Genomic DNA, 19,776 nt, shown 5'->3' on the forward strand with positions numbered 1-19,776 from the left:
GTGACGACTGCTGTGACCACCAGGAAGGACGAGGCGTACACCGCCCTCGGTGTCGTCCTGGATCCCGAATTGGACGAGCCCATCACCGATCTCGGCTTCGTCCGGTCGCTCGAAGTCGACGAGGGCACCGTCCACGTTCATCTACGGTTGCCCACGTCGTTCTGCTCACCGAATTTCGCGTACCTGATGTCGGGGGATGCGAAGGATGTGTTGACGGCGCTGCCGTGGACCGAGCACGTTCTCGTCGAACTGGACGATCACCACGACTCGGACAAGATCAACGCCGGGCTCGCCGCCGACGCGGGCTACCGCGGCACTTTCGGTCACGAGGCCGAGGAGGATCTCGACGAACTACGAGCGACGTTCCGCCGCAAGGCCTATGTGGCGGCGATGGAACGGTCGCTCATGGCATGGTTGCGCGCCAATCCCGACTCGACCGAAAATGACTTGGCTGCAGTGGTTCTCGGAGATCTAGCGGACGATCGCACCTCGACCGCGCTGCTTCGCCGACGTGAGGCACTCGGGCTGAGGGTCGACCCGGCCGCTCCGGCACTGGTCGATCATGCAGGTCGCCCGCACACCGGCGACCTGACGATGGTGATGCGACGCGCCCGCGCCACCCGCGTCTCGATCGACGGTAATGCGCACTTCTGCCGCGGATTACTGCAGACCCGCTACCCCGGCGCAGAGGAACAACAAGTCCCTCGCGAGGAGGGCGCGTTCGTTCCTCTTACCACTCTCACTGTCCCCCTCCGCACTACACAGGAGCATGTTTCATGAGTTCGATGCGCGCCGTCCAGGTCGTCGGATATCACAAGAATCTGGAGATGACCGAGGTTCCGATTCCGGAAGTACAGGGTCCACTCGACGTCATCGTCAGGATCGGCGGTGCCGGCGTGTGCCGTACCGATCTGCACATCCTCGAAGGCCAGTGGGCCGAGAAGTCCGGCGTCACACTGCCGTACACGATCGGGCACGAGAACGCCGGGTGGGTCCACGCCGTCGGCTCGGCCGTGACCAACGTGCGCGAGGGCGACAAGGTGATTCTGCATCCACTCGTCACGTGCGGGTTGTGCCGCGCCTGCCGATCCGGAGACGACGTCCATTGCGAGACGAGCGATTTCCCCGGCATCGACACCAACGGTGGATACGCCGACTATCTGCGGACCAATGCTCGAACCGTCGTCAAGATCGATGATTCGCTCGAACCGTCTGCGGTCGCTGCGCTCGCCGATGCCGGCCTGACGGCCTATCACGCGGCCGCGAAGGCGGCCCGGCGGCTGACTCCACGCGACAAGTGTGTCGTCATCGGAGCAGGCGGCCTCGGCCACATCGGCATTCAGGTACTCGAAGCGCTGTCGCCCGCCGAGCTGATCGTCATCGACCGCAATGCCGATGCCGTGAAACTCGCGCTCACATTGGGGGCCGATCACGCGGTGGTCGCCGACGGCAGTCAGGTCGATCAGGTCATGGAACTCACCGGCGGCTTCGGAGCCGAGGTGGTTCTCGACTTCGTCGGCGAGAACGGTTCCACGGCAGAGGGATTGGCGATGACCAGGCGGGCCGGTGACTATCACGTCATCGGGTACGGCGAGAACGTCGACGTGCCGACGATCGACCTGGTGTCGGCGGAGAAGAACATCGTCGGCAATCTCGTCGGGTCCTACAACGACCTGTGCGATCTGATGTCCCTCGCCGCACGCGGTGCCGTCAACCTGCACACGCAGACCTACTCACTGGACGACTTTCAGAGCGCCATCGACGACCTCGACAACGGACGGGTTCGCGGCCGCGCGATTCTCGTACCCTGAAATCGGGTACAACCCACCGGCATAACCCCAACTACGAGGAGCAACGTTGATCTTCATCACCGCCAAGTTCAAGGTCAAGCCCGAGCACGCCGACAACTGGCCCGAGATCTCACGCGATTTCACCGAAGCGTGCCAGGCCGAGGAAGGTTGCCTCTGGTACTTCTGGTCCCGCACCCTCGACGACCCCACCGAGTACGTCCTCGTGGAGGCATTCAAGGACCCGGACGCCGGTGCCGCACATGTGAATTCGGATCACTTCAAGCAGGCCCAGAAGGATCTCCCGCCGTACCTGCAGGAGACGCCGAAGATCATCAGCCAAGAGGTCGACGGCACCGACTGGAACGAACTGGGCGAGCTCGCGGTCGACTAGTTAGTTCAGCTAGGGCCGTTGCCGATCCCGGACCACCTGGCCCAGCGTCACGATGGCGTCGGCGAACTGCCCGGGCAACTCCTGAGGCGGGTTGTGGCCGCACTCGACCTGACGAACATCGATCAGATCGGTGAAGTGCGCCGGGTGGTCCGGGCTGCCGTACAACGAGGCAACGGTGTCCTCGGTCGGATCGATCACGACCGTGGGCACCGTGATCCTCGGCTGCTGTGTCAGCAACTCCTGCGTTTCTGCGTAGGCGGCGTCCCCGCCCTCGATGCCGTATCGGTGCCGATACGAGTGCACGGACACGTCCACGAAGTCGGGGTTGTCGAACGAGGGTGCAGTGGCCGCGAATTCGGAGTCGCCGAACCGCCATGTAGGCGACCAATCCGTCCACAGCGTTTGTGCGATCTCTGCGCGGTAGGCCGCCAGCCCGGCTCGGCCCCGCTCGGAGTGCAGGTAGTACTGATACCAGTACCGCTTCTCGAGGTGTGGCAGCACCGGCGTCGACACAGCCGCAGCGATGTCCTGTACGAGGTACCCGGACACGCTCACCAGACCCGACACCAGCTCCGGCCACATGGCAGCAACGACGCATGCCGCTCGCCCACCCCAGTCGTAGCCGGCGACGATGGGCCTGTTCAGTTTCAGCGCGACGATCAGCTCACGGAGATCGTGGCCGATCGCGGCCTGTTCACCGGAGCGCTTCGTGTCGGCGTCGACGAACCGGGTCGGTCCGAAGCCGCGCAGGTACGGCACCACGACGTCGTAACCGGACTCGGCGAGCAGCCTGGTGACGTCGTCGTAGGACCTGGTGTCGTAGGGAAACCCGTGCAGCAGCACCACTGCGTGGCCGGACGGATCACCGAAGCGGTCGTACGCAACCTCCAGCACCCCTGCGCGAATCATCATGGGTCCATGCTCGCATTGCGGGGTGAGCCGACATTCAGCTACTCAAAACAGCCTGCATGCCGGGAGCGAGGACGTCGGACAGGTCGGTCCACGGGACCGTGATCGTGATGAGGCCGATGCCGTAGGACCCCACCTGGTAGTCACCGAAGTGAATGTTCATTCCCTCCGGCGATGCCGTCCAGTTCGCGAAGTTGGCCACCGTCGGCTCGATGCCCGAGCGCTCGAAACTTTCGCCCGCGCGGGTGGTCGGAAGAATCTCCGCTGCTCGTTCGGACAGCCGCGACAGACCGGCATCGAGGTCGGTGAAGGCATCACCGAGGGAGATCGGTTGCGCGGTGTCGGCGTCGATGGTCACGGTCGCAAGCAGTGAATTACCGTGCGCTCCGGGCGGTACGGCGATCCAATCGGTGATCTGTTCGGCACTGATCACGCGCCGCCCGACGTAGGTCGTACCCGTCGAGTAGCCGTCGCTGAGGGCGAAGTCGTTCCCGTAGTCACCATCGATCTGATCCTGGAGCGCGGCGCGCATCGACTCGTTGAACTCCGTCGTCACAGCGGGATTTCCACCACTGAGCTGCGGAATTGCGACGTCGTAGGTGGCATGTTCCGTGGATCCGGTGACCCTGGTGCTGCCGACAACGTACGGCTCGGCGGCACTCGAGGTAGTGGTCGGCGTTGTAGACGTCGGCTCGGCGCGCTCGGTGGTGACCGTGACTTCGGTGGTCGTCGGTGCCGACGCCGGCGTGGCGGTTCCCGAGGTGGAGCAGCCCGCTAAGGCCGCGGTCACGGCAAGTGCGGCGGCCATTGCGCGGAGACGAGTCATGAACGACCCTAACCACAATGCGGCGGCTCACTCAACCACCGATCAGTGGGCAACTACGCTGCTAGCGTCGAACCTCCACGCTGTCGATCGATCCGTGCATGAAGGAGCTTCGATGAGAACGACGAGCATCATCACCAATCTGCGGGTTCCGAACGTCGACGCTGCCAAATCGTTCTACTCCGAGTTTCTCGGGCTGCGTTCGGAGGAGTTCGACATGGGGTGGGTGACGCGGCTGACGTCACCCGACCGCCCGGTCAGCGTTCAACTGGTGACCGGAGATGCCAGCGCACCGGAGGATTCGGTGATGTCGGTGCTCACCGACGATGTCGACGGCGCGTACGCCGAAGCGCAGAAACTGGGCTACGAGATCGTGTACCCGTTGACCACCGAGCCGTGGGGTGTGCGCCGCTTCTTCGTTCGCGCTCCCGACGGCAATGTCATCAACATCGCGTATCACCGGGACTGACTGCTTCGGAATCGGGTGCAGCTGACCGCGCTGAGCGCGGCTGGTTGCACCCGATTCGAACGAAAAAGCCCGACCCCGCGGAGCGGAGTCGGGCTTTTTCAGCGAGGGGCTGGACTCAGAAGTCCATGCCGCCCATGCCACCGGTCGGATCGCCTGCGGGCGCTCCGGCCTTCTCGGGCTTGTCGGCGACGACGGCCTCGGTGGTGAGGAACAGAGCCGCGATGGACGCTGCGTTCTGCAGTGCCGAGCGGGTGACCTTGACCGGGTCGTTGATGCCTGCAGCGAGCAGGTCCTCGTACTCGTTGGTCGCGGCGTTGAGGCCGTGACCGGCGGGCAGGTTGGAGACCTTGTCCGCAACGACGCCGGGCTCGAGGCCGGCGTTGAATGCGATCTGCTTGAGCGGAGCGGACAGTGCGACGCGAACGATGTTCACGCCGGTTGCCTCGTCACCGTCGAGCTTGAGGTTGTCGAGTGCGGGCGCTGCCTGGAGCAGTGCCACGCCGCCACCGGCGACGATGCCTTCTTCGACGGCTGCCTTGGCGTTACGCACTGCATCTTCGATGCGGTGCTTGCGCTCCTTGAGCTCGACCTCGGTTGCCGCTCCGGCCTTGATGACTGCAACGCCACCGGCCAGCTTGGCCAGGCGCTCCTGCAGCTTCTCGCGGTCGTAATCGGAATCGGAGTTCTCGATCTCGGCGCGGATCTGGTTGACGCGACCGGCGATGGCGTCGGAATCTCCCGAGCCCTCGACGATGGTGGTCTCGTCCTTGGTGATGACGACCTTGCGTGCCTGACCGAGCAGCTCGAGTCCGGCGGTCTCCAGGGAGAGGCCGACCTCTTCGCTGATGACCTCGCCACCGGTGAGGATGGCGATGTCGGCGAGCTGTGCCTTGCGGCGGTCACCGAATCCGGGAGCCTTGACGGCGACGGACTTGAAGGTGCCACGGATCTTGTTCACCACGAGGGTGGAGAGAGCTTCGCCCTCGACGTCCTCGGCGATGATGACGAGCGGCTTGCCGGACTGGATGACCTTCTCCAGCAGCGGCAGCAGGTCCTTGACGGTGCTGATCTTGGAGCTGACGAGCAGGATGTACGCGTCTTCGAGGACGGCTTCCTGACGCTCTGCATCGGTGGCGAAGTACGCCGAGATGTAGCCCTTGTCGAAGCGCATGCCCTCGGTGAGCTCGAGCTGCAGGCCGAAGGTGTTGGACTCCTCGACCGTGATGACGCCTTCCTTGCCGACCTTGTCCATTGCCTCGGCGATGAGCTCGCCGATGGACGGGTCGCCTGCGGAGATGCCAGCGGTAGCAGCGATCTGCTCCTTGGTGTCGATCTCCTTGGCGGACGCGAGCAGCGACTCGGTGACGGCTGCAACAGCCTTCTCGATGCCGCGCTTGAGGCCGAGCGGGTTCGCGCCGGCTGCGACGTTGCGCAGGCCTTCACGGACGAGTGCCTGAGCGAGAACGGTAGCGGTGGTGGTGCCGTCGCCTGCGACGTCGTCGGTCTTCTTGGCGACCTCCTTGACGAGCTCGGCACCGATCTTCTCGTAGGGATCTTCGAGCTCGATCTCCTTGGCGATGGAAACTCCATCGTTGGTGATCGTGGGAGCTCCCCACTTCTTTTCGAGTACGACGTTGCGACCCTTGGGGCCCAACGTCACCTTTACTGCGTCGGCGAGGGCATTGAGGCCTCGCTCGAGGCCACGGCGTGCCTCTTCGTCGAACGCGATGATCTTGGCCATTGCGAAGTGATCCTCCGGATTGGGGGTGACACATTGCTGGCCGAGCTCGGTGCCCGCGACGGACGACCAGGGGTGTCGTTGATTCCCCGGCCTCACCGTGTCCCGACCTGGCACTCACGTGTCGAGAGTGCCAACTGCATTTCTAGCACTCGCCCATGGCGAGTGCAAGGTCGTCCGCCTCGAGCGAACCACCACCGCCCCTGTGCCCGACGCCACCGCACGAGGCAGTCCTCGAGCAGATGCTCAGCCGAGCCGGTATTCGTCACGCACTGTTCACACCCGTACGCATTGTTTACATTCGAATACCGTGCATCGAACCCTTGACGCCAATACCGTTGAGTGACATCAGCTTCGACGTCAAAAAATTCGGACAAAACCCTACAAATCCGACAGCAAGGATCGAAACATGTCCGATACGGTCGACACCTCGTACGACAACTCGGCGATGGACCACGAGGAAGAGGGCTATCACAAGACCCTCAAACCTCGGCAGTTACAGATGATCGCGATCGGCGGCGCAATCGGTACCGGCCTGTTCCTCGGCGCGGGCGGACGCCTCGCCAGCGCCGGACCCGGCCTCTTCCTCGCCTACGCCCTTTGCGGAATCTTCGTCTTCTTCATCCTGCGCGCCCTCGGCGAGTTGGTGCTGCATCGTCCGTCCTCGGGCAGCTTCGTCTCGTACGCCCGGGAGTTCTTCGGCGAGAAGGCAGCGTTCGTCGCAGGCTGGCTGTACTTCCTGAACTGGGCGATGACGGCCATCGTCGACACCACCGCCGTCGCGACCTACATGCACTACTGGGGCAGTTTCGAAGTGATCCCTCAGTGGGTCATCGCGTTGATCGCGTTGGTCATCGTCATGAGCGTGAACCTGGTCTCGGTCAAATGGTTCGGCGAGATGGAATTCTGGGCAGCGATCATCAAGGTCGTCGCTTTGGTGACGTTCCTGATCGTGGGCATCGTCTTCCTCGCCGGACGCATCCCGGTGGGCTCGCAGATGCCGGGTATCAGCCTCATCACCGACAACGGGGGCTTGTTCCCGACCGGCGCCTGGCCGCTGGTCATCGTCATCTCGGGTGTTGTGTTCGCCTATGCCGCAGTCGAACTCGTCGGAACTGCGGCCGGCGAGACCGAGAACCCGGAGAAGATCATGCCGCGGGCGATCAACTCGGTCATCGCCCGCATCGCCCTGTTCTACGTCGGTTCACTGGTATTGCTGGCCCTGCTCATGCCGTACACCGCCTACCAGGCCGGCACCTCGCCGTTCGTGACGTTCTTCTCGAGCATCGGACTCGGCGGTGCGGGCACCATCATGAACATCGTGGTGCTGACCGCGGCGCTGTCTTCCCTGAATGCCGGCCTGTACTCGACCGGCCGCATCCTGCGGTCGATGGCAATGAACGGCAGCGCGCCGGAGTTCACCAAGAAGATGACCAAGGGTGGAGTGCCGTTCGGCGGCATTCTGCTCACCTGTTTCATCACCCTGTTCGGTGTCGCGCTCAACGCCATCGCCCCCGGTGAGGCTTTCGAGATCGTGCTGAACATGTCTGCACTGGGCATCATCGCCAGCTGGGCGACCATCGTGCTGTGCCAGATCCAGCTGTATCGCTGGTCCAAGAAGGGCATCGTGGAGCGACCCAAGTTCCGCCTGTTCGGGGCGCCGTACACCAGCTACGCGACGCTGGTGTTCCTGTTCGGCGTGCTGGTGCTGATGGCCTTCGACGCTCCGATCGGATCGTGGACGATAGCCACCCTGGTGGTCATCATTCCCGCACTGATCGGTGGCTGGTTCCTGGTACGCACCAAGGTGCTGTCCGTGGCCGAGGAACGAATGGGCTACACCGGTCAGTACCCGGTGGTGGCAAACCGTCCGACCGAACCGGAGCAGTGAGTCCGCCTCACCCCGAGCCGCTGGGCCCCGCATCGACTCGATCCGGGGCCCTGCTCATGGAGGGTCGATCACGCGGCCGCCAGGTTGATCTGCCGTACCACTGCACGCGGATCGTCGACAGACAGAATGAGCCGCTGATACTTCTCGTCCTGCAGTTCGATCACGATCGTGTCCCTGCTCCCCGTCACGTTGTAGAACGTCTTGACGCCGTCACGATGAAAAGTGCCGGCGGTCTTGCCCGGCAAGCCCAGCCCGGGGGCCCGGATTCCCTTGGGCTCGTCGGCAGCTCCTGGATCGTGGGTCGCGCCGCGAACGTGCGTCAACGGTATCCGTAGTCGACGGGTGAACGACCACAGCTTGTCCAGCCCTCTCGGCTCGACGATCAAAGCGGCATCGACGACGGTGACAGTGTTCATTGATCTTCTCCTTCGATGGCGGCAGACAACGTGACGTGGGCGCGCCCGAGCAAGCGTTCGCCGAGCATCTGGGCGGCGTCCTCGGCGTCGAGTCCGCGCAGGCTCCGCGCACATATCTCACGCACGTGGTCGTCCGAGGGCGCGAGTTCCAGCAGAGCCACCAGTAGTAGATCCAGATCCCGTTCGGTTCGGGTCAGCGCCGCGAGGAACACCCCTCGCTTGCTACCGAAAGCCTGGTAGAGGCTGCCGCGATGCAGTCCGGTGACCCTCAGCAGGTCGTCGAGCGAGGTTGCCTCGTAGCCGTTGGCCCGAAACTGCTGGGCGGCCGAAGCCACGACCTCGGCCTCGTCGAAACTTCTGGTTCGTCCCACACGTCGAGCTTGTCAGATAGATGACCATTCAGTCAAGAACGATCGGTCAAGAAAACCTGAGCCACCGCGACCGAGTGAACGGCGAGCGTCGCACGGGTGGTTCCGGAATCCCTGCGGCAATGGCGGCAGCGACGGCGTCGGCCAGTTCCACACAGGTCTCGAATCGATCCGCCGGCTCCTTCGCCAACGCGCGTGCGACCACCGCGTCGAGTCCCCGCGGTAGTGATCGCCGCCGCCGCGTCACGGCAGGCGGGTCGGCCGACAGATGAGCCGAGGTGATCGCGAGCGGCGTGGCCAGCGGGTACGGCGTTCTCCCGGTGAGCAATTCGACCAGCGTCGCGCCCAATGCGTAGACGTCGGTCTGCGCACTCAGCACTCCCCCGCGCAGCAGTTCCGGTGCCGCGTAATGAATGGACGCCAGCACCGTTCCACCGACGACCAGCGGCGCCGAGTCGTCGACCAGACGCGCAATTCCCCAGTCGGACAGCAACACCTGCTCGTAGCCGTCCACCCGCTCGGTGGAAATGAGGATGTTCGACGGCTTGACGTCCCGGTGCAGGACGCCGTTCGAGTGGGCGTAGTCGAGCCCCTTGGCTACCTCGGCGACGATGCGCGCCACGCGGGAAACGTCGAGTGCAATCTGTCCGCGGGCGACCAACCGCGCCGCGCTGTACCCGTCGACGTAGTGCATCGACATCCACAACTGTCCCTCGAAACAACCGTGTTCGTGCACCGACACGATGTTCGGATGCACCAGCAGCTCGGCCACCGTGGCCTCGGTCCGAAATTTGGTGCGCAGTCGCGGCGACCGCGAAGCGTCACGGTCGAGGATCTTCAGAGCTTCGAGCCGATCGTGTCCGCGGCCGAGTACGAGGTACACCTCACTCATGCCGCCGACCCCGAGGCGGCGCTGCACCCGGAAACCGGCGAAATCGGTACCCGGCTGCAACCGGCCGGCCGTCATGGAATCACCTGCTGCCCAGCCTCACTCACAGCCCACAGGCTCATGAGAGAGACGATCGGACGGGTCCGCAGCATCGACAGAACTGTAGTCCGCAGAGCACATTCCGGCGACTCGGTGGTGTTGCGGGAGCGTGCGGCAGTTTCGCCACCAGCGACGATGTCCCCTATGGTGTTTACCGGTACTTGACCAAAACAAGAGAAATAGAACGGCACACCGATAGCGGTCGGCCGATCACCTCAACTCGTTCCAAGGAAGTCAAGTAAATGAAAGCTGTGAAGGAAGCGTGGGGAGGACTGCTCAAACCGGTCTTCGTGCCCGCGTCCGTAGTCATTTTCGTCATGATCGCCTTCTCGGTGATCTACGCAGGCACCGCCGCGGATGCGTTCGACAATCTCAACCAGGCCATCACGAACGGCGTCGGTTGGTGGTACATCCTCGTCACCACCGGATTCGTCGTCTTCGCGCTGTACTGCGGACTCAGCAAGGTCGGCAATATTCGCCTCGGACGTGACGACGAAAAGCCCGAGTTCGGCGTCCTGTCCTGGTTCGCCATGCTGTTCAGCGCCGGCATGGGCATCGGCCTGGTGTTCTACGGCGTCGCCGAGCCTCTGTCCCACTACGTCACCCCACCCGAGGCCGGCGGTGTTCCCGGCAGTACCGACCCGGCCGCCCGTCAGGCGATGGAGCTGACCCTGTTCCACTGGGGTCTGCACGCCTGGGCGATCTACGTCGTGGTCGGACTCGGGCTGGCCTACATGACCTACCGCAAGGGCCGCCCACTGTCCGTGCGCTGGTTGCTGGAGCCGCTATTGGGGCGCAAGCGCATCGAGGGCGGAATCGGTCACGCGATCGACGCGGTCGCGATCATCGGCACATTGTTCGGCGTGGCCACCTCGCTCGGATTCGGTGTCCAGCAGATCTCCGCGGGCCTCGACTACCTGGGCTGGGTCGATACCAACAACTGGGTGACGGTCGCCATCATCGCCGGCGTGACCGGCCTCGCGACGTTCTCCGTCGTGTCCGGCGTCTCTCGCGGACTCAAATGGCTCTCGAACATCAACATGGGACTGGCCGCTGGTCTGGCCCTGTTCGTCCTCCTCGCCGGGCCGAGCCTGTTCCTCATGCAGTCCTGGGTCCAGAACCTCGGCGGCTACGTTCAGGCTCTGCCCGAGTTGATGCTGCGCACCTCCCCGTTCTCCGACGACGGCTGGACCGGCGACTGGACCATCTTCTACTGGGGTTGGTGGATGAGTTGGGCACCGTTCGTCGGCATGTTCATCGCCCGCATCTCGCGCGGCCGCACCATTCGTGAGTTCGTGTTCGGCGTCTTGCTGGCACCGACGGTCATCGGCTCGCTGTGGTTCACCATCTTCGGCGACGCGGGCATTCTGCGCCAACGCGAGAACGGCGACTTACTGGTCGACGGTGCCGTCGACACCAACACGAGTCTGTTTCAGCTGCTCGACACGTTGCCGTTGGCCACGATCAGCAGCGTGCTGGCGATCCTGGTCATCGTCTTCTTCTTCGTGACGTCCTCCGACTCCGGCTCGCTGGTGATCGACATCCTCTCCACCGGTGGCGATCTCGAACCCCCGAAGATCACCCGTGTGTACTGGTCCATTCTCGAGGGCGTGGCAGCAACGGTGCTGCTCCTCATCGGCGGAACAGGATCGTTGACGGCCCTGCAGACGATGTCGATAGCCACAGCGGTGCCGTTCTCGATCGTGCTCGTCTTGGCCTGCGTGTCGATGCTGAAGGCCTTCCGCTACGACGTCGCCACCACCCCGCGGTACCTCCACGTCACCGCGACGCCGGACGTCGCGGAGGACGAGCTCGATGCGCCGACGTCGTCACCCACACTGCGTAAGCGCGCCAGCGCCGGAATATCGACCACGTTCTCCGGCTTGGCACCGTCTCGAGAAGGGATGACGACGCCGCGCACCGACGGCAGCCTGGTACTGGCCGTGCGGGAGGTGCCCACCGAACAACTCGAGATTCACCCCGAGACGGGTGCTGTCGAGTACTCAGGCGACAACGCGCCGGTCGATCCTCTGGGCGGCGAAGTGTTCGACACCCAGGAGTTCGCAGATTCGGCCGAAGGCCAGAACGTCAGCAAGAACGCGGACTGATCACCTTCTCACCCACCGACCTCTGGCCCTCGCGACACGATCGCGGGGGTCAGAGATTTTTCGAAGCCCAATCGGTGAGTTCCTGCAGTGACGGCAGCAGCGCCGCTCCGGACTGCGTCAGGCTGTACTGCACCGAGAGCGGCGGTCCGTTGTCCACTGTTCGCTGGACCAACCCGGCTTTGCCGAGCTCACCGAGCCGCTCGGACAGAACCGAATCGCTGATTCCGCCGACGGCCCGCCGCAGATCCGCGAATCCCATCGACCCGTTCATCAGGGTGGCCAGCAGAATTCCGTTCCATCGCTTGCCGAGGAAGCCGAACGCTTTGGTGAGGGCTCCGTCGCAGGCACGAGGTTCGTGAGTGGGTTCGTTCGGGGCCATGACCCCACCGTACCGAAGTGCTACTGTCTGCATTGCCGCTTCTGATTCACTAGTGGCCTCAGAAATGAAAGCAGGGCTCATGTTCATCGCAACAGTCGTCGTGTCGGTGCTGCTGGCCGTGGCACTCACGTTCTCCGCCGTCGGAAAGCTGACGCGCAACCCCTCCGTCGTCCCGATGCTCGAGCAGGTGGGCGTGCCCGCCGACAAGATTCCGTGGTTGGCCTACGCGGAGATACTCGGTGCCATCGGCCTGCTCGTCGGCCTGTTCGCATGGCCGATCGGAGTGGCGGCAGCCATCGGCGTCATCGCGTACTTCGTCGGAGCAGTCGTCGCGCACCTGCGCGTCAAGGACAAGGAATTCGGACCGGCGGCAGGACTGGCCGTATTCGCCGTCGTCGCCCTGGTCCTACGGGTGCTCAGCGCCTGACCAGTCGTAGTCCATCTGGCCCGCGGTGGCGAGAGCCTGATCGGCGCTCGTCCACCGCGCGACCAGGTGCAGCGCGAGGTCCAGGCCCGCACTGATACCGGCCGACGTCGCCAGATCGCCGTGGTCGATGTACCGAACCCCCTCGTGCACGGCCAGCCCGGGCCAGCGCGTGCGCAACAGGTCGAGGTCCTCCCAGTGCGTGGTGACCGGACGCGAATCGAGCAGGCCCGCCGCCGCGAGAACGAACGCACCGGTGCACACCGATGCGACAACTTCTGCGCTGGGTCGAATCCGCTGCAGCCACTGAAGAACTCGGCCGTCCGCTTCGACCGAGTCGACGACACCGCCGGGAACCAGGACGAGGTCGTAGGTCCGTGAATCGTCGATCGTGGTGTCGACGCCGATCCTCATCCCACCTCGCGCGCGTACCGATTTATCGTGAAGCCCGACGAGCGTCACCTCGAAAGGCACCGCGCTACCGGCACGTTCGGCCACCCTGTTGGCCACCGAGAACACCTCGAACGGCCCGCAGGCATCGAGCACCTCGACGTCGTCGAACAACAGAATCGCAATACTTCTCATTTTCGCCTCAGCTGCTCGTGGTCGAAACGATGACGGGCACCATGATCGCTGCCGTCACCGCGGCATTGACGTCCGAGACCGCTTTGCGGACAGCTGCACCCGCCTACTCACCCTCGGCGATCTGTTTGGCCCTGGTCTTCAGCACCTTCTTGTCGGCATCGACGATGACCTTGTGCGTCAGATCGACTGCCGAGATCAGTGAGATCAGGGCAGCCGAGTGCGGCGTCGGCGTCGTGCCGTCGACAAGAGCGCTGCGCAGTGCATCCCGCAGCACCTTCTCCCGCGAGGTGTCGCGAGCCGGCCACGTCGTCGTCGGGAAGAGCCCCCAGACCTTGTCCTGCTTCTCGGTGACGAAGCCCTGCGAGACCAGACGCGCAGCCAGTTCCTTCGCCAGATTCTTCTGCGACTTCTCGATCACCTTCTGCGGCTTCATCGGCCGCGACGCCGTTGCCACCAGATCGAACACCCGCCGCAGCAACGGGTCTGCGGGCGGATCTCCCGCGACGACGACGTGGTCCTTCTTGGTCTGCTCACCGGGACCGGTGATGCGGAGCGACCCGCCCAGGGCGAGCTCGACGACCAGCGCACCCGCGAGAACCCGGGGCAACTTGGTGGAATCGGCCGATGGCTTGCCCGATTCGTCGTCGAGCAACAACAGCAGCAGGTCCTCCGCAATCACGGTCATGCTGCGAGATTACCCACAGTGCGCACTCGATTTGCGGTGTTCATCCGGGCGAAATCGACTGTTCAGTCGGCCCAGCCCACTCAGTTGATCAGACTCTGCCAATTCGAGGGCACCCGTTCACGAGGGCCCGGAACCGTCTGATCGAGCGGATGATGTTGCGGCGGAGCAAGTTCGGGCCCGTCGTACATCTGCTCGTCCTCGTAGTTGTAGAACCAGTCCTCACCGGGCTCGTAGCTGCGAACGAACTGGTGCCGAGTGGATTCGGCGTGCTTGCTGGCGTGCTGCGACGGAGACGAATCACAGCACCCGATGTGCCCGCACTGCGCACATCGCCGCAGATGCACCCACCACCCCTGCGTCTGCGTGCACTCCACGCAGCCCGGGCCGGACGGCGGGACTGTCGGATCAATACCGTCGATCGTCATGATGCCTCCTCGATTGCTGGATGAACGGGCAGTCGCACGATGAATCGGGTGTCTCCCGGCCGAGACACCACTCGCAGATCGCCTTGATGCTTCTTCACCACGATCCGCCACGAGATGTCCAGACCCAGTCCCGTGCCTTCACCGACGGCCTTGGTGGTGAAGAACGGCTCGAAGATTCGCGACCGAATATTTTCCGGCACACCGGGTCCGGTGTCGCACACCTCGATCTGCACCTGATCGTCGTCGAGAAGTGTGCGGACGGTGAGCGTGCCGCGGCCCTCCATGGCCTGCACCGCGTTGTCGATCAGATTGGTCCACACCTGATTGAGCTCGGCGGCATAGGCGGGAATGGGCGGCACCGACGGGTCGTATTCCTTCACCACGCGGATATCGTCACCGATCTTGCGTCCCAACATGATCAGCGTGCTGTCGAGCAGTTCCCGTACGTCGACGGTCTGGTAGGGCGCTCGATCCATCTGCGAGTACTGCTTGGCTGCGCCGACCAGAGTGGAGATCCGAGTGGTCGAATCCGAGATCTCGTTCATCAACAACTCGGTCTCGACCGTGTAGTTGAGCCACCTGATCGCCCCTTCGAGCATGGCCGGATCCCCCACCGTCGCCGACACCCGATCCAGCCACGGCACGTCGAGACCCGCCGAGACGAAAGTGGGGGCCAGATCCCATCCCCCGTCGATTCCGTTGTCGTCGAACCACTCTCCGAGCTCGTCCTCCCGGTCCGACGCCTCCATCGCGGTCAGCTTCGGAGCCTTGGCCACCAGTTCGACGGCCTCGTTCTGCAGTCCGACCAGATGCGACAAGCTCGAGCGATCGAGGGTCCCGCCGGCGATCATCGCCAACTTCTGCCGCATGTGCGCCACCCGATTCCGCAACGCGGACGTCGCCCGCACCGCAGCCGCGGCCGGATTGTTCAGCTCGTGCGTCAACCCGGCCGACAGAGAACCCAACGCCAACAAGCGTTCTCGCTGCTCGACGACCTGCTTGGTGTTCTGGTTTCCGAAGAACAATCCCTCGAGCAGATGCAGGGCCATCGGGAACCACTCGCGCACGATCGAGGCGAAGCAGTCGGCATCGAGGACGAAGAACCGGGACTGCGCGGTCACCCGCATCGAACCCTGGTAGGTCTGCGGTACCCGATCGCCCAGATATGCCTGCCACGCACCGGCATACACCCCGCGCTGCGAGGTGCGATTGACCACCAGGTCTTCCCCGCCCGACAGCTTCGAGAGCACCACCGACCCCTCGATCAACACGTAGAAGCACGTGGCTGGGTCGCCCTCCGCGTACACCGGTCCCGGCTCGATCGTCTCGATGCGGCCGTCACGACACAGCTCGGCGAGCTGCTCGTCGGTGAGCTGCTCGAACAAGAACAGTGTCCGCAACTCCTCCGGATCACACAGGGGCGCGTTCACGGGTTCGCCAGGTATCTGTGCACCAACATCACGGCCATCGCTCCTTCTCCCACTGCCGAGGCAACCCGCTTGGCCGAGTCCGACCGGACGTCCCCGGCCGCGAACACCCCCGGCACGCTCGTCTCGAGGTGATGCGGCAACCGCGCGGGTGTCCACCCGGCAGGACCGCGGCCGTCGACCACCAGATCGGGGCCCGTCACCACGAATCCGTGATCGTCACGCACGAGCACGCCGTCGAGCCAATCGGTACGCGGTGCCGCGCCGATGAAGAGGAACAGGTACTGCGCGTCCACCGTCGTCGTCTCGTCGGTTGCCCTGTTGTGCAGCACGATCTGCTCGAGGTGCCCGTCACCGGAGACGCCGACGACCTCGGTACACGGCCGAACGCTGATCTTCGGGTTCTCTTCGATCTGCTTGATGAGGTAGTACGACATCGATGCCTCGAGGGACGCCGCGCGGATCAGGATCGTCACCGACCTCGCGCCCCGCGAGAGATACACCGCTGCCTGGCCTGCCGAGTTCGCGCCGCCGACGATGAAGACGTCCTGCTCGGCGCAGCGAGCTGCCTCGGTCATCGCCGATCCGTAGAACACTCCGCGACCGGTGAAGTCGTCGATTCCGGGGGCCTCCAACCGGCGGTACGCGACGCCGGTGGACAGAATGATCGTCTGGGCGCTGATGCTACGGCCGTCGGCGAACCGCACGGTCCGCGCAGCGCCGTTTGTCTCCAAGGCCACGACGTCCTGCGTGGTGACCACCTCGGCACCGAACTTCAGTGCCTGCCGCCGAGCCCGCTCGGCGAGTTGCGCGCCCGAGACGCCGTCGGGAAAGCCGAGGTAATTCTCGATGCGTGAACTCTGCCCGGCCTGCCCGCCCGTCGCAGTGCGCTCGATCAACGTGGTGCGCAGCCCTTCGGACGCGCCGTAGAGCGCAGCGCCGAGACCGGCCGGGCCGCCGCCGATGACGACGAGGTCGTAGAACTCCTCGGACGGCGAGACCGTCAGCCCCAGGCGGTTGCCGAGCTCGGCATCGGACGGCTCGATCAGCGCGTCACCTTCGGTGGTGATGACCACCGGGAGGCGGTCGTCGGCCACTCCGGCCGCCGCCAACAGCCGCGCACCCTCCGATTCGTCGGACATGTACCAGCGGTACGGCAGTTGATTGCGGGCGAGGAACTCCCTGATCTCCGAAGACCGCGCAGACCAGCGGTGGCCGACGATCTTGGTGTCCTCCACGGCCCGGTGGTCGTACGCACACCAGGCTTCGAGCTGAGCGTCGAGGACGGGGTAGAGCTTCTCCTCGGGTGGATCCCACGGCTTGAGCAGGTAGTAGTCGAGATCGATGACGTTGATGGCGTCGATCGCAGCGTCGGTGTCGGCATAGGCGGTGAGCAGGATTCGCCGCGCCGTCGGAAACAGGTCCATCGCCTGTTCGAGAAATTCCATGCCGCTCATGTTCGGCATGCGGTAGTCGGCCAACAGGATCGCGACCGGAGTGCCGCGCAACGTCAGTTCCTTGAGCGCATCGAGCGCCCCGGCACCGGATTCCGCCCGGACGATGCGGTACTGCTCGCCATACCGGCGGCGCAGGTCGCGGGCGACCGAGCGCGATACTCCGGGATCGTCGTCGACGCTGAGAATGACCGGTTTCATGACCCTCCAGGACTGGTGCTCGTCAACCTCATGAGCATGCCACCACGGGGCCCGATATGGGAGGTGAGTGACGGCGTCGAGCCTGGGAACAACAGGGTCAGATTCGGCCGCGCCTGATCAGATCGATCTCCTGCGGGGTGAGCAGACGCTCGAGCTTCTCGGCCGGCCAGGTGCGCGGGCTGCCGCTCATCTTGGCGGTCTTCAACAGGGGCAGATCACTGCTGGTACGACGCATTATCGACTGTAATTTCACGGTGGATCACTCCGAACAATTTCTTCGTTGGTCCCGACACTCCGCTTGCTACATCGATCAGTGTCCGCCCGGCGTTAACGCCGGGCTGGGATCTCGTACGGCGTTTCGCGCCGAAAGACCGTTTCCCCTCGCCATACGTGGGGTAAACCTCGGCCCACATCAACTGATCGGGGAACGTTCGTGAACACGTCGGGAAAATCCACGTCGGGGCATTCGGCAACAGGTAAATCTTTCGCCAATTCGGTCCAGGACAACGGTGCATTCGAGAAGGCGGCCCGGGCCGGCCACTTCGTCAGCGGAGTGCTGCACATCCTGATCGGATACATCGCCGTCCGATTGGCGTTCGGCCAGGGCGGAAACGCCGACCAGTCCGGTGCACTCGCCGAACTGGCCGACAAGCCCGGCGGAAAGATTGCACTGTGGGTTGCCGTCGTCGCGTTCGTGGCGCTGGCCCTGTGGCGCATCGTCGAAGCGATCGTCGGCAAGAAGTCCGATTCCGACGAGGGCAGCGCGATGGACCGACTCAAGGCGGCCGCGCTGGCCATCGTCTACATCGCATTCGCATTCTCCACCTACGGCTTCGCGACCGGATCCGGTAAGTCCAGCGGACAACAGAACGCGGGCTACTCGGCGCGACTGATGGAATCCGGTGGCGGCAAACTCGTATTGATCGTCATCGCCCTGGTCGTCATCGGTGTCGGCGGATACCACGTCTACAAGGGCGTCTCGAAGAATTTCCTCGACGACCTCGAGGGCAGCCAGAGCGGAGCGGTCGTGAAACTCGGCATCGCCGGATACGCGGCCAAGGGCACGGCGCTCGTGGGAGCGGGAATCCTCGTCGTCGTGGCGGTACTGCAGTCCGACCCGTCGAAGGCCACCGGAATCGATGGTGCTGTCAAGACCCTGGGAGCCCAGCCGTACGGGCAGGTTCTGTTGATCCTCGCCGGCGTGGGAATCGCTCTGTACGGCCTGTATGCGTTCGTCCTGGCTCGCCGCGCTCGCATGTGAGCGGGGAGCTCGCTCCGCTCGCATGTGAGCAGGAGTGGAGCCCGCGGAACGACCCAGGTGAGTGGAAGTTCGTAGTGGGCTACGAGCTTCCACTCACATGGTGGCCGAGTGTGGTCACGGCCACATAGGATGCACACAATTGGTGTGACGATCAGTTGCAGCTATTCCCACTACCCGGAGGCCCCCGTTGAGCAAGACCCTCGAAGCCACGATCGACATCGATGCCAGTCCGCAGGCCGTGTGGTCGGTCGTGTCGGACCTGCAGCGCATGGGCGAGTGGAGCCCACAGTGCATGAAGATGAAGGTCTTCGGCGGACCCGTCGGCAAAGGAACCAGAACGCTCAACATCAACCGCAAAGGCCTGCTCGTCTGGCCGACCAGCGCCAAGGTCGTCACCTTCGAGCCGAACAAGGCGCTGGCGTTCCGCATCGTCGAGAACAAGACGATCTGGTCGTACACACTCACTCCGACGGCAACCGGAACCACCGTCGTCGAGAAGCGGGAAGCCCCCAGCGGCACCTCGGCCGTGTCGTCACTGCTGGTCAAGCGGATCCTCGGCGGGATCGACGAATTCGATGTCGAGTTGGTCGAAGGCATGAACAGCACGCTCCGACGAATCAAGACCGAAAGCGAAAAGTCGAGCCGTAAATAACTTTTCTCAGGAAGGTTTCAGGTTTGTTGCCCCTGGGCATCCGTGGTTTCGACAAGCAATCGAACACACGGAAAGTGGGGGCAACACATGTTGGGTCTCGGAATCATCGGCTGGATCATCATCGGCGGGCTCGCAGGCTGGATCGGCAGCAAGATCATGAAGACGGATGCTCAGATGGGCATCATCCTGAACATCGTCGTCGGCATCATCGGCGGCCTCATCGGTGGATACCTGCTCAAGGTCTTCGGCGTCGACGTCGAAGGTGGCGGCCTGATCTTCAGCTTCATCACCTGCATCCTCGGTGCATGCATCCTGCTGTTCCTGGTCAAGCTCGTGACCGGTCGCAGCCGCGTCTGATTTCACTCGCACTTCCCGACTGCCGGGGCCGCTCA

The 19,776-nt window shown here is 64.0% G+C and carries 22 protein-coding genes and 1 pseudogene; 10 read left to right on the top strand and 13 right to left on the bottom strand.

Annotated elements, in window-relative coordinates; all coding sequences use genetic code 11:
- From E4P29_RS02015 to E4P29_RS02025, 3 genes are read left to right on the top strand one after another with little or no spacing between them, the layout of a single operon-like run.
- On the top strand, positions 1-780 hold the full coding sequence (locus tag E4P29_RS02015; RefSeq protein ID WP_245154110.1) for an iron-sulfur cluster assembly protein: 780 nt from the start codon (positions 1-3) through the stop codon (positions 778-780).
- A 5-nt stretch (positions 781-785) separates the two neighbouring features.
- Positions 786-1,811 carry an NAD(P)-dependent alcohol dehydrogenase gene (locus tag E4P29_RS02020; protein ID WP_135041894.1) on the top strand — a complete coding sequence of 342 codons (1,026 nt, stop codon included), beginning with the start codon at positions 786-788 and terminating at the stop codon, positions 1,809-1,811.
- 46 nt (positions 1,812-1,857) lie between these two features.
- The gene (locus E4P29_RS02025; RefSeq protein ID WP_032382260.1) at positions 1,858-2,181 is read left to right on the top strand and encodes a putative quinol monooxygenase; all 324 of its coding nucleotides are present in this window, start codon (positions 1,858-1,860) and stop codon (positions 2,179-2,181) included.
- Positions 2,182-2,190: 9 nt separating this feature from the next.
- Here E4P29_RS02025 and E4P29_RS02030 read toward each other — a convergent pair whose 3' ends face one another.
- Complete coding sequence (locus E4P29_RS02030; protein ID WP_135041462.1) at positions 2,191-3,093, bottom strand: alpha/beta hydrolase; 903 nt, start codon at positions 3,091-3,093, stop codon at positions 2,191-2,193.
- A 34-nt stretch (positions 3,094-3,127) separates the two neighbouring features.
- Complete coding sequence (locus E4P29_RS02035) at positions 3,128-3,916, bottom strand: RsiV family protein (RefSeq protein WP_135041464.1); 789 nt, start codon at positions 3,914-3,916, stop codon at positions 3,128-3,130.
- A 112-nt stretch (positions 3,917-4,028) separates the two neighbouring features.
- Here E4P29_RS02035 and E4P29_RS02040 point away from each other — a divergent pair, with 112 nt between their 5' ends.
- On the top strand, positions 4,029-4,382 hold the full coding sequence (locus tag E4P29_RS02040; protein ID WP_135041466.1) for a VOC family protein: 354 nt from the start codon (positions 4,029-4,031) through the stop codon (positions 4,380-4,382).
- 115 nt (positions 4,383-4,497) lie between these two features.
- On the opposite strand, the gene groL is transcribed toward E4P29_RS02040, so the two are convergent.
- The gene (gene groL, locus E4P29_RS02045; RefSeq protein WP_008713461.1) at positions 4,498-6,123 is read right to left on the bottom strand and encodes a chaperonin GroEL; all 1,626 of its coding nucleotides are present in this window, start codon (positions 6,121-6,123) and stop codon (positions 4,498-4,500) included.
- A gap of 406 nt (positions 6,124-6,529) precedes the next feature.
- Here groL and E4P29_RS02050 point away from each other — a divergent pair, with 406 nt between their 5' ends.
- Positions 6,530-8,011, top strand: a complete 1,482-nt coding sequence (locus tag E4P29_RS02050; RefSeq protein WP_135041468.1) for an amino acid permease — start codon at positions 6,530-6,532, stop codon at positions 8,009-8,011.
- A gap of 68 nt (positions 8,012-8,079) precedes the next feature.
- Here the strand turns inward: E4P29_RS02050 and E4P29_RS02055 are convergent, their stop codons facing one another.
- The 3 genes from E4P29_RS02055 to E4P29_RS02065 are packed head-to-tail and all read right to left on the bottom strand — an operon-like array spanning position 8,080 to position 9,762.
- The gene (locus tag E4P29_RS02055; protein ID WP_135041470.1) at positions 8,080-8,427 is read right to left on the bottom strand and encodes a hypothetical protein; all 348 of its coding nucleotides are present in this window, start codon (positions 8,425-8,427) and stop codon (positions 8,080-8,082) included.
- Positions 8,424-8,798, bottom strand: coding sequence for a helix-turn-helix domain-containing protein (locus E4P29_RS02060; protein WP_135041472.1), 375 nt, complete (start codon positions 8,796-8,798; stop codon positions 8,424-8,426). Before E4P29_RS02060 ends, E4P29_RS02055 begins: the two co-directional genes overlap by 4 nt.
- Positions 8,799-8,844: 46 nt before the next feature.
- Positions 8,845-9,762: a serine/threonine-protein kinase gene (locus E4P29_RS02065; protein ID WP_135041474.1), complete on the bottom strand. Its 918-nt coding sequence runs from the start codon at positions 9,760-9,762 to the stop codon at positions 8,845-8,847.
- A gap of 263 nt (positions 9,763-10,025) precedes the next feature.
- Here E4P29_RS02065 and E4P29_RS02070 point away from each other — a divergent pair, with 263 nt between their 5' ends.
- Positions 10,026-11,891 carry a BCCT family transporter gene (locus tag E4P29_RS02070; protein ID WP_135041476.1) on the top strand — a complete coding sequence of 622 codons (1,866 nt, stop codon included), beginning with the start codon at positions 10,026-10,028 and terminating at the stop codon, positions 11,889-11,891.
- A gap of 49 nt (positions 11,892-11,940) precedes the next feature.
- Here the strand turns inward: E4P29_RS02070 and E4P29_RS02075 are convergent, their stop codons facing one another.
- Complete coding sequence (locus E4P29_RS02075; protein WP_135041478.1) at positions 11,941-12,270, bottom strand: helix-turn-helix domain-containing protein; 330 nt, start codon at positions 12,268-12,270, stop codon at positions 11,941-11,943.
- Between the two features lie 79 nt (positions 12,271-12,349).
- On the opposite strand from E4P29_RS02075, the gene E4P29_RS02080 reads away from it, so the two are divergent.
- Positions 12,350-12,697, top strand: a complete 348-nt coding sequence (locus E4P29_RS02080; protein WP_027498451.1) for a DoxX family protein — start codon at positions 12,350-12,352, stop codon at positions 12,695-12,697.
- Here the strand turns inward: E4P29_RS02080 and E4P29_RS02085 are convergent.
- The 6 genes and pseudogenes from E4P29_RS02085 to E4P29_RS25830 all read right to left on the bottom strand — a co-directional run bounded on the left by E4P29_RS02085 (position 12,677) and on the right by E4P29_RS25830 (position 17,706).
- The gene (locus E4P29_RS02085; RefSeq protein WP_135041480.1) at positions 12,677-13,279 is read right to left on the bottom strand and encodes a DJ-1/PfpI family protein; all 603 of its coding nucleotides are present in this window, start codon (positions 13,277-13,279) and stop codon (positions 12,677-12,679) included. The two genes, E4P29_RS02080 and E4P29_RS02085, sit on opposite strands and share 21 nt — an antisense overlap.
- A gap of 7 nt (positions 13,280-13,286) precedes the next feature.
- Positions 13,287-13,964 (bottom strand): annotated as a pseudogene (locus tag E4P29_RS02090) (GPP34 family phosphoprotein).
- 80 nt (positions 13,965-14,044) lie between these two features.
- On the bottom strand, positions 14,045-14,389 hold the full coding sequence (locus tag E4P29_RS02095) for a UBP-type zinc finger domain-containing protein (protein WP_032382254.1): 345 nt from the start codon (positions 14,387-14,389) through the stop codon (positions 14,045-14,047).
- Complete coding sequence (locus E4P29_RS02100) at positions 14,386-15,819, bottom strand: ATP-binding protein (RefSeq protein ID WP_135041482.1); 1,434 nt, start codon at positions 15,817-15,819, stop codon at positions 14,386-14,388. The genes E4P29_RS02095 and E4P29_RS02100 overlap by 4 nt, the downstream gene beginning before the upstream one ends.
- Positions 15,816-17,471, bottom strand: coding sequence for an FAD-dependent oxidoreductase (locus E4P29_RS02105; protein WP_027498456.1), 1,656 nt, complete (start codon positions 17,469-17,471; stop codon positions 15,816-15,818). The genes E4P29_RS02100 and E4P29_RS02105 overlap by 4 nt, the downstream gene beginning before the upstream one ends.
- Before the next feature lie 97 nt (positions 17,472-17,568).
- Positions 17,569-17,706: a hypothetical protein gene (locus E4P29_RS25830; RefSeq protein WP_167735339.1), complete on the bottom strand. Its 138-nt coding sequence runs from the start codon at positions 17,704-17,706 to the stop codon at positions 17,569-17,571.
- Positions 17,707-17,904: 198 nt separating this feature from the next.
- On the opposite strand from E4P29_RS25830, the gene E4P29_RS02110 reads away from it, so the two are divergent.
- From E4P29_RS02110 to E4P29_RS02120, 3 genes are all read left to right on the top strand, one after another.
- On the top strand, positions 17,905-18,732 hold the full coding sequence (locus E4P29_RS02110; protein ID WP_135041484.1) for a DUF1206 domain-containing protein: 828 nt from the start codon (positions 17,905-17,907) through the stop codon (positions 18,730-18,732).
- 187 nt (positions 18,733-18,919) lie between these two features.
- On the top strand, positions 18,920-19,384 hold the full coding sequence (locus tag E4P29_RS02115; RefSeq protein WP_135041486.1) for an SRPBCC family protein: 465 nt from the start codon (positions 18,920-18,922) through the stop codon (positions 19,382-19,384).
- 87 nt (positions 19,385-19,471) lie between these two features.
- Positions 19,472-19,741: a GlsB/YeaQ/YmgE family stress response membrane protein gene (locus tag E4P29_RS02120; protein WP_027498459.1), complete on the top strand. Its 270-nt coding sequence runs from the start codon at positions 19,472-19,474 to the stop codon at positions 19,739-19,741.
- Positions 19,742-19,776 lie beyond the last annotated feature (35 nt).

The sequence above is a fragment of the Rhodococcus sp. 1R11 genome (assembly GCF_004563845.1).
Lineage (GTDB): Bacteria > Actinomycetota > Actinomycetes > Mycobacteriales > Mycobacteriaceae > Rhodococcoides.